Here is a 7,301-nt window from a genome sequence, read left to right as displayed (position 1 = left end):
GCAGCGGAAACATGGATGGACATTGTATTGTTCGATCTGCCTAAGCTCGGGATCACTATGGTAGCCCGCTCGGCTCAATGCCAGTTAAAGACGGTGCGCACAGGCGCAGCCGACAGAGGGCGAGCCAGCCATAGCCGATGGACGGGAACGGGCGGATACTGGTAGGACCGGAATACCTCCTTTTATAGCGATACTTTCTCACCCTTTTACTTAGGTTTAGTTTAGGTTTTAGTTAGGTTTTGTTTAGGTATAATATAGGTTATAGCTAAACAAAACCTAACCTATTGCTAAGCTAAATATAAACAAAAGCTAAACTAAGGAATAAAGAATACTCAACTCTTCCCTAGTTAGCGCTAACTAGGTTTCCGCTTGGGGATAGGACTCCGGCTACACCGCAGCCCCAGCGGGAACCTCCCAGCCCTCCTTCCCCCCGGCTTCGTACCATGGTCGGGGCAGATTTGCCCTGCAACCGTGTTCTGTCCGTGTTGAGTCCGTGTTGTCTCCGACTCTAAGCCCGCACTCACCCCGCTGCCAAAACGGGCAAATGACGCTCCGAACGCGGCCATGTCCCCCGGATGTCCCTAAAAAAGGGCAACGCCAATCGGAACCGCAGCCGAAAAACTCCCAGCAACGCTACAACACGAAAACAACTCGGAAAAACACGGTATAAATACAGAAACAACAACAATTCAAGGGTTCAACATCAGACTGGGGAATACCCCAATTTAACGATGGAGCGGAGCAGCATTTGCTTCGGAATACCAACTCAAATGACAAACTAGCTTAGAAACGGATAAACATATAAGGATCCATATTATCATATAGCCGACACAAAAAATGTAAGGCCAACGACCAAAGTCTCATTTGGCACAGCACCGGACAATAACATAGATTCACAGAAATACAACAGGGATGGGCTGTCAAACAACCTTCTTTTGATTTAGAGCGATAACTAAACTAATATCCTGCTAAACCGAAAAATGGTAGCAAGAGATTACGCGAAATCGAAAGAAACAGAAAAAGAAATGGAACTGAAAACAGCTAAAGCTGATTCGTAAAAAATAAGGAAATTACGATTTCTCTTCAGCTTTAAAAACCCAAAAACGCTGAAGCGTATAGTTGAAACCCAAAGAAACAAGCAACTCAACAACCAGTTTCGAAAACAAAAAGTTTACATGATATACATCGACCAGAAAATGAATTCCGGTAGACTTCAATGTGATACTACCACAAACGACGATCACAAATTTCCATAACTGACTGCCGACAGACTTTTGCGTGCTACCGAAGGACCAGTATCGATTGATCAAAAAATTAACAACAGCACCAAGGCTACCACTAATTACATTGGAAAAAGGAGCACTGATATGAAGTAGCTTATAGCAAGCAGAGTATACTCCAAAATCAAACAATCCGCCTAAAAAGGCGGAGAGTTGGGCTTTTAAAAAAGTAATAACTTTTGAAGACATCGTTAAATAGCCTCCTCCTGTTGTTTTTTCAGTTTATCCGCTTTATCTTTTTCATCGCCTAATTTAAGAAGTAGGCGTGTATCATTTGTATTAATTATAAAAAGTGCGATACAAATTAACAGTACACACCAATTAATAGACCCAGGCATTAAAACTTCAAATAACATAACCAATGAAATAATCACCCGAATTTCAGTAGGCCCCAAAATTCCGGCGTCTATCGTATACTTATCGGTAATTCTATACCTGAGCTGAGAAATAATCATTGCCCAGCCATACAATGCGACCAATGTAAATCCCAGATACTTAAAATCACCCACGGTATACAGCACATACCCCAATCCTATAAAAACCGTACTAATCCAATCCATTACAATATCCAACGCGAAACCGTACCAGCGACGGGATTTATTACGGTAGAATGCGATACGACCATCTAATGAATCACCAAACCACTGCACAAAGAAACCAGGGATCCCTAGAAGCAAATAGCGAATATCAACATATTCAGCCAAGATAAAACTCCCCAATATCATTAAGGAGCCTAAAAATCCAATTGCCGTAAGTCCATCCGAGGTAATCCAATTTGGAATTCGAGGTACGACGTACGAAATAAGTTTTTGTTCGGGTTCACTTAAGATATTTGTTCTCTTTCTATCCTGAAAAAGTTTTTTATTTATTTTTAACTCACTCATTATCTGCGATTATAGCCATTTATTTTCTTTATACCAAGCCAATGCCTCCATTAAGCCTTTCTTCAAATCATATTTAGGTTGGTATTGTAGCTGACGTTGAGCCGCCGAGATATCACAGCCCCAGTTTTCAGCTGTAAGTTCATTCAGTCGCTCCGGATATAGCACAGGTATTGCTTTAGATTTTTTATACAATCGTTCAAAAATAACCGCGATAGTCTTCACGACACCAAAAGGAATATGCATACGAATCATTTTCTTTTGGCTAAACTCTTTGAAAAATCTAGCCAACTCATAACGGCCATACACCTGCCCATCACTGAGGTTATACACCTGCTTTCCTCCTTGATCAAAACGACAGGCATGAATGATCGCCTGCACCAGGTCAGCAACATAAATAAAGCTAAGCTTTTGAGGAGAGCGGCCAACATAGGCATCCAGGCCGCCATTCATTGTTTTAAAAACAATAAAAATATCTTTTTCACGAGGGCCGTATACTGCAGTGGGGCGCAAAATCGTTAGTGGCTGATCTCTAAAATCATCCAAGGCGAGCTCCGCTTTCCGTTTACTACGACCATAGGCCGTAACAGGGCGATAGGGATTGCTCTCATCGATAAGGTTAGCATCGTAGCTAACAGGACCGATTGCCGCAAGACTACTAACGAAAACAAATCTTTTGATGGGAGTTTTTAAATAAAAACAAGCAGATGCCAAGTTTTTTGTATAACCAACGTTGACCTTTTCGAGATCTTCTTCGTGCTTGGCACGAGTCATTGCCGCAGCATGAACAACATAGGTATAGTTTTCCGCTTCCAGTAATTCGCTGATAGACTCTTCATCAGAGAAATCCGGATAAACAAATTTATCTACAACGGAGCGAATTTCTGAAACATCACTTGACTTCCTCACCGCGGCATGAACTTCCATCCCCGCCTCTTTCGCTGCTCTTGTCAAATGATAGCCTACAAAACCACTCGCTCCGGTGATTAATACTTTTTCTATCATAATGATTTTTGATACAAACGATAACGTTTGTACAATTCTCCATTCATTTGTTCTATAGCGTGGTTCATCATGTAATTATGCTCCAACATCCACGAACATTCGGCCCCTTTGATATTAGAATCTTTTGATTCTTTTATAATTCGGCCATACAGACATGCTTCAATACCAAGTTTACGGTAGTCTTCCAATACCCCTAACATGAGTACACGAAGCAAGTTGATTTTTTTCTTTCCAAATAACAATTTAAAAATACCCGTAGGAAGTAGACGTCCTCGCTTCACTTTGATAAGGATTTGATTGATATCAGGTATCCCTAGACCAAAGCCAACAAGCTCACCATCTTTCTCCGCAACGATAGCAAAACGTGGATCGAGAATCATTTTTAGATCTTTGGCCGTATAATTAAATTCGTCCTCTGTCATCGGAACAAAACCCGAATTTTTATCCCATGCTCTATTATAAATATCACGAACTTTTGCTGCCTCGTTTTTAAAATCCTTCACATTGAATTGACGCAATGTAATGCCAGATCTTTTCAAACGCTCTTCCAGTCTATCCAAAAGCATGACTGAACGTTTATCCGCCGACTTTTCCATGACCAAGTAAGCTCTCAAATCCACTTTATGTCCATAACCCGAATTGGTAATCAAGTCGATGTAATACGGTGAATTGTAGGGCATCATGGCTACTGGAGGCTTATCAAAACCGTCAACCAATAAACCAACGGTATCATTGGTTGATAAATTGATCGGCCCAACGATCGTATCCCCTCCTTTAGCTTTAACCCATTTCTCTGCAGTCTCAAATAACGCGTTTGCGACTTCTTGATCATCTATACAATCGAAAAAACCCCACTGCCCTTCATTCACATGATTGAAAGCATTATGGTTATTGTTCCAGATGGCACATATACGACCGACAATCTTATCGTTACGATAAGCTAGAAAAGGTTGTGCTTGGGAATGTTTATAAAAGGGATGCTTGTCAGGGGAAAGCAAATCGTTTTGTTCAAGAAATAAGGCAGGTACATAATTAGGATTTCCCTCATAGAGACTATGAGGGAAATCTATAAAGAGCCGTCTTTGTTTCTTTGTTTCAACGGGTATAATCTGAATCATACGATTAGATTTTATATTAATGTTTCAACTTCAGCTTGTTTGAATACTTTAACCATCTTCTCAATAGCCTCGTCGATTTGGTCATAAGTATGTGTCGCCATCAATGAAAAACGAATCAAAGACTCTTCTGCAGGAACTGCTGGAGAAACAACTGGATTAACAAATACACCATCATCTTGGAGCATTTTAGTTACCCAGAACGTTTTTTCATTGCTACGAATAAAGATTGGTAAAATAGGACTTTCCGTAGCACCTAGATCAAACCCATGATCCAGTAATTGTGCTTTGGCATAATCTGTGTTTTTCCATAATTTTTCAATATGCTCAGGCTCATTTTGAATAATTTCCAAAGCTTTCAATGTTGAAGCAACCGAAGCTGGAGTCATTGAAGCACTGAACATCACAGAGCGCGCATTGTGTTTTAAGAAATCGATCACATCTGCATCACCTGCGACAAATCCACCTAAAGATGCTAACGATTTACTAAATGTACCCATAATCAAGTCTACATCATCATTAAGCCCAAAATGAGAAGCTGTACCAGCTCCTTTGTGCCCAATAACACCTAAACTGTGTGCATCGTCGACCATTACTGCAGCATCAAACTCATTGGCAATCGACGTAAGTTCAGGCAAATTAACAATATCCCCCTCCATACTAAAGATACCATCCGTACAAATTAACTTCGCACTATCCTCAGGTAGGCGTGATAACTTAGCACGTAAGTCCTCCATATTATTGTGTCCGTATTTGATTACTTTGGAAAAAGACAAACGGCTACCATCAATAATTGATGCGTGGTCACGCTCATCCAACAAAATATAATCATTACGTCCCATTAGACATGACAAAGGCCCTAGATTTGATTGGAATCCTGTACTAAACAGAATAGCGGCTTCTTTACCTACATAAGCAGATAATTTTTCTTCCAGTTCCACGTGAATATCCAACGTACCGTTTAAGAAACGAGATCCAGCACATCCAGTACCATACTTTTCCAAAGCATCTTGCGCTGCTTTTATAATACGTGTATCAGTCGTTAACCCTAAATAAGAGTTAGAACCAAACATCAACACACGTCTACCATCGATTTTTACTTCGGTATCTTGTTTTGATTGAATAGGTCTAAAATAGGCATATAAGCCCTTAGCTTTCAACTCCTCAACAATCTTAAATTGCGATATTTTCTCGCCTAACTTTCCTTTACTCATGCGATAAAAATGTATTTCTAAAACTATTTCTAACTTTTAGATGTTATTGTAACAAACAAAATTATCGAATTGGACTTTTATATAAAAAACTCGGTCTCCGACTAAAAATCTGCTATATCCACAATGTAAGTTGAAATGCTACGTTGTATATATTCACAATAATTCCAAAAAACGTTGCAAACATACGAAAACATAATCTGACTTTCACTTAAATTTAGTCATATTTTTAACACATCGCCCAAAACAGTTAATTTTATTTTAATACTCCGCTAACATCCGCCCCACACAATTCTACTTTAAAATAAGACAATTTTAATAATTATATTTGCGAACTTTAAATTATCCTATAATTAGTTACATTTAGGTTCATTGCAATAGCAATGGTATAGACTTACTAATATACAACAATATATGGCTTTATCTTCAGATATCAATATAAAAAATAAAAAAGCTTCTTTTGAATACCACTTACTGGACAAGTACATTGCAGGAATTCGATTATTGGGTACAGAAATAAAATCCATACGCGAAGGAAAGGCAAATATTAACGATAGTTTCTGTAGTTTTTTTGAGGACGGATTATACATCCGTAACATGCACATTGCCGAATATTCCATGGGATCTTTCTATAACCATGAAGCAAAACGCGACCGTCAACTGCTATTGACAAAAAGAGAATTAAAAAAACTGAAAGAGAAAGGGGAAGAACGTGGTTTTACCATTGTACCCCTACGCATCTTTATCAGTGCCCGGGGGTTTGCCAAAGTTGAAATTGCCTTGGCACAGGGTAAAAAAGATTTTGACAAACGAGAAAACATCAAAGAAAGAGATGTTAAACGTGAGCTTGATCGCGTGATGAAATTTTAGGTTAACGCGCCAGGACAAATGCGCCTGGCGTCATGCCTACCCTGCTTTTAAAAAGCCGAACAAAGTAGTTGACATCATTAAATCCTGCCCCATAGCACGACTCCTTTACATTACGGGTGAGTAAAAGCATCTTTTTTGCCTTCTCGATACGCTGTTGGATCACATACTCCATTGGACTAAGTCCAAGTTCACGGTTAAACATCCGCGTAAGGCTCGCTTTGCTCATGTGAGCAGTCCGCTCCAATAGACCAATTGAAATTTTCTCGGTAATATGTTTCTGAATAAATTCCTGCACGTGTAACAGTACTTTGTTGGGCGACTTCCCAATTTTTAATGCCATCATCGACTGTGACTGAAGTAGCCGAATCGTAAGCTCTTTAAAGGTCAGATCTGCAAGCACATCTTTCAACGGATTTTCACTAATAATGATCTGAAACAACTTGTTCACCAGATCGGCAAGCTCAGTCGAATTGTACAGGTGAAAAAACTCCGGATCAAGCCGCCATTGATTGACATGTTCTTTTGGATAAAACTCATTTAGATAATCTAAGACTGCTGCTATCTTCTCTCTATGAATTGTTAAAGCGGTACACTGCGTGGGCTGGTCGAGGGTCGCTTCTGGAAAATCAATATGCATAGCCACCGATGCAGGTAACACCATCATCTGACCGGGCAGATAGTCAAAAGCCTTTACATTCTCCAAATGCATGATTTTTTTACCCTGGATCATATTAATCATAACCAAATCATCAAAACATAAAGGTACATGCTGCGATATCCGATATGTTTCGTAGATATTAAGCTCCAAGCTATCTAACGTAAATGCGCGTCGGTTCTCCACTAATGTGCTGAGCTCCCCCTTCCGCGAAAATGGCAATGTATGAATCAGCGTCCTATTTTCCATAGTGCAACAATTAAATATAATTGGCAGTCAATCAA

General features: G+C 39.7%; 7 protein-coding genes. 1 reads left to right on the top strand and 6 read right to left on the bottom strand.

Annotated elements, in window-relative coordinates:
- Positions 1-1,070: 1,070 nt before the first annotated feature.
- From B4Z90_RS19245 to spt, 5 genes are read right to left on the bottom strand one after another with little or no spacing between them, the layout of a single operon-like run.
- A complete protein-coding gene (locus B4Z90_RS19245; RefSeq protein WP_112374843.1) occupies positions 1,071-1,469 on the bottom strand; it encodes a GtrA family protein in 399 nt (132 codons plus the stop codon).
- Between the two features lie 2 nt (positions 1,470-1,471).
- On the bottom strand, positions 1,472-2,164 hold the full coding sequence (locus B4Z90_RS19240; protein ID WP_112374844.1) for a CDP-alcohol phosphatidyltransferase family protein: 693 nt from the start codon (positions 2,162-2,164) through the stop codon (positions 1,472-1,474).
- A 9-nt stretch (positions 2,165-2,173) separates the two neighbouring features.
- Positions 2,174-3,166, bottom strand: a complete 993-nt coding sequence (locus B4Z90_RS19235; RefSeq protein ID WP_070561221.1) for an NAD-dependent epimerase/dehydratase family protein — start codon at positions 3,164-3,166, stop codon at positions 2,174-2,176.
- Positions 3,163-4,284, bottom strand: coding sequence for a hypothetical protein (locus B4Z90_RS19230; protein ID WP_088162962.1), 1,122 nt, complete (start codon positions 4,282-4,284; stop codon positions 3,163-3,165). Before B4Z90_RS19230 ends, B4Z90_RS19235 begins: the two co-directional genes overlap by 4 nt.
- Before the next feature lie 11 nt (positions 4,285-4,295).
- Positions 4,296-5,495: a serine palmitoyltransferase gene (gene spt / locus B4Z90_RS19225; RefSeq protein WP_046672730.1), complete on the bottom strand. Its 1,200-nt coding sequence runs from the start codon at positions 5,493-5,495 to the stop codon at positions 4,296-4,298.
- Between the two features lie 411 nt (positions 5,496-5,906).
- Between spt and smpB the strand changes: the two genes are divergently transcribed.
- Complete coding sequence (gene smpB, locus B4Z90_RS19220) at positions 5,907-6,362, top strand: SsrA-binding protein SmpB (RefSeq protein WP_046672731.1); 456 nt, start codon at positions 5,907-5,909, stop codon at positions 6,360-6,362.
- 1 nt (position 6,363) lies between these two features.
- Here the strand turns inward: smpB and B4Z90_RS19215 are convergent, their stop codons facing one another.
- On the bottom strand, positions 6,364-7,266 hold the full coding sequence (locus B4Z90_RS19215) for an AraC family transcriptional regulator (protein WP_046672732.1): 903 nt from the start codon (positions 7,264-7,266) through the stop codon (positions 6,364-6,366).
- Between the last annotated feature and the right edge of the window lie 35 nt (positions 7,267-7,301).

This window comes from Sphingobacterium sp. UBA5639 (assembly GCF_002421245.1).
GTDB lineage: Bacteria > Bacteroidota > Bacteroidia > Sphingobacteriales > Sphingobacteriaceae > Sphingobacterium > Sphingobacterium multivorum.
This window is presented reverse-complemented; position numbering and strand designations above follow the sequence as displayed.

Excerpts from the sequence above, each read along its gene's own strand:
- B4Z90_RS19245 (WP_112374843.1), bottom strand. The coding sequence starts at position 1,469 with ATGTCTTCAAAAGTTATTACTTTTTTAAAAGCCCAACTCTCCGCCTTT.
- B4Z90_RS19240 (WP_112374844.1), bottom strand. The coding sequence starts at position 2,164 with ATGAGTGAGTTAAAAATAAATAAAAAACTTTTTCAGGATAGAAAGAGA.
- B4Z90_RS19235 (WP_070561221.1), bottom strand. The coding sequence starts at position 3,166 with ATGATAGAAAAAGTATTAATCACCGGAGCGAGTGGTTTTGTAGGCTAT.
- B4Z90_RS19230 (WP_088162962.1), bottom strand. The coding sequence starts at position 4,284 with ATGATTCAGATTATACCCGTTGAAACAAAGAAACAAAGACGGCTCTTT.
- spt (WP_046672730.1), bottom strand. The coding sequence starts at position 5,495 with ATGAGTAAAGGAAAGTTAGGCGAGAAAATATCGCAATTTAAGATTGTT.
- smpB (WP_046672731.1), top strand. The coding sequence starts at position 5,907 with ATGGCTTTATCTTCAGATATCAATATAAAAAATAAAAAAGCTTCTTTT.
- B4Z90_RS19215 (WP_046672732.1), bottom strand. The coding sequence starts at position 7,266 with ATGGAAAATAGGACGCTGATTCATACATTGCCATTTTCGCGGAAGGGG.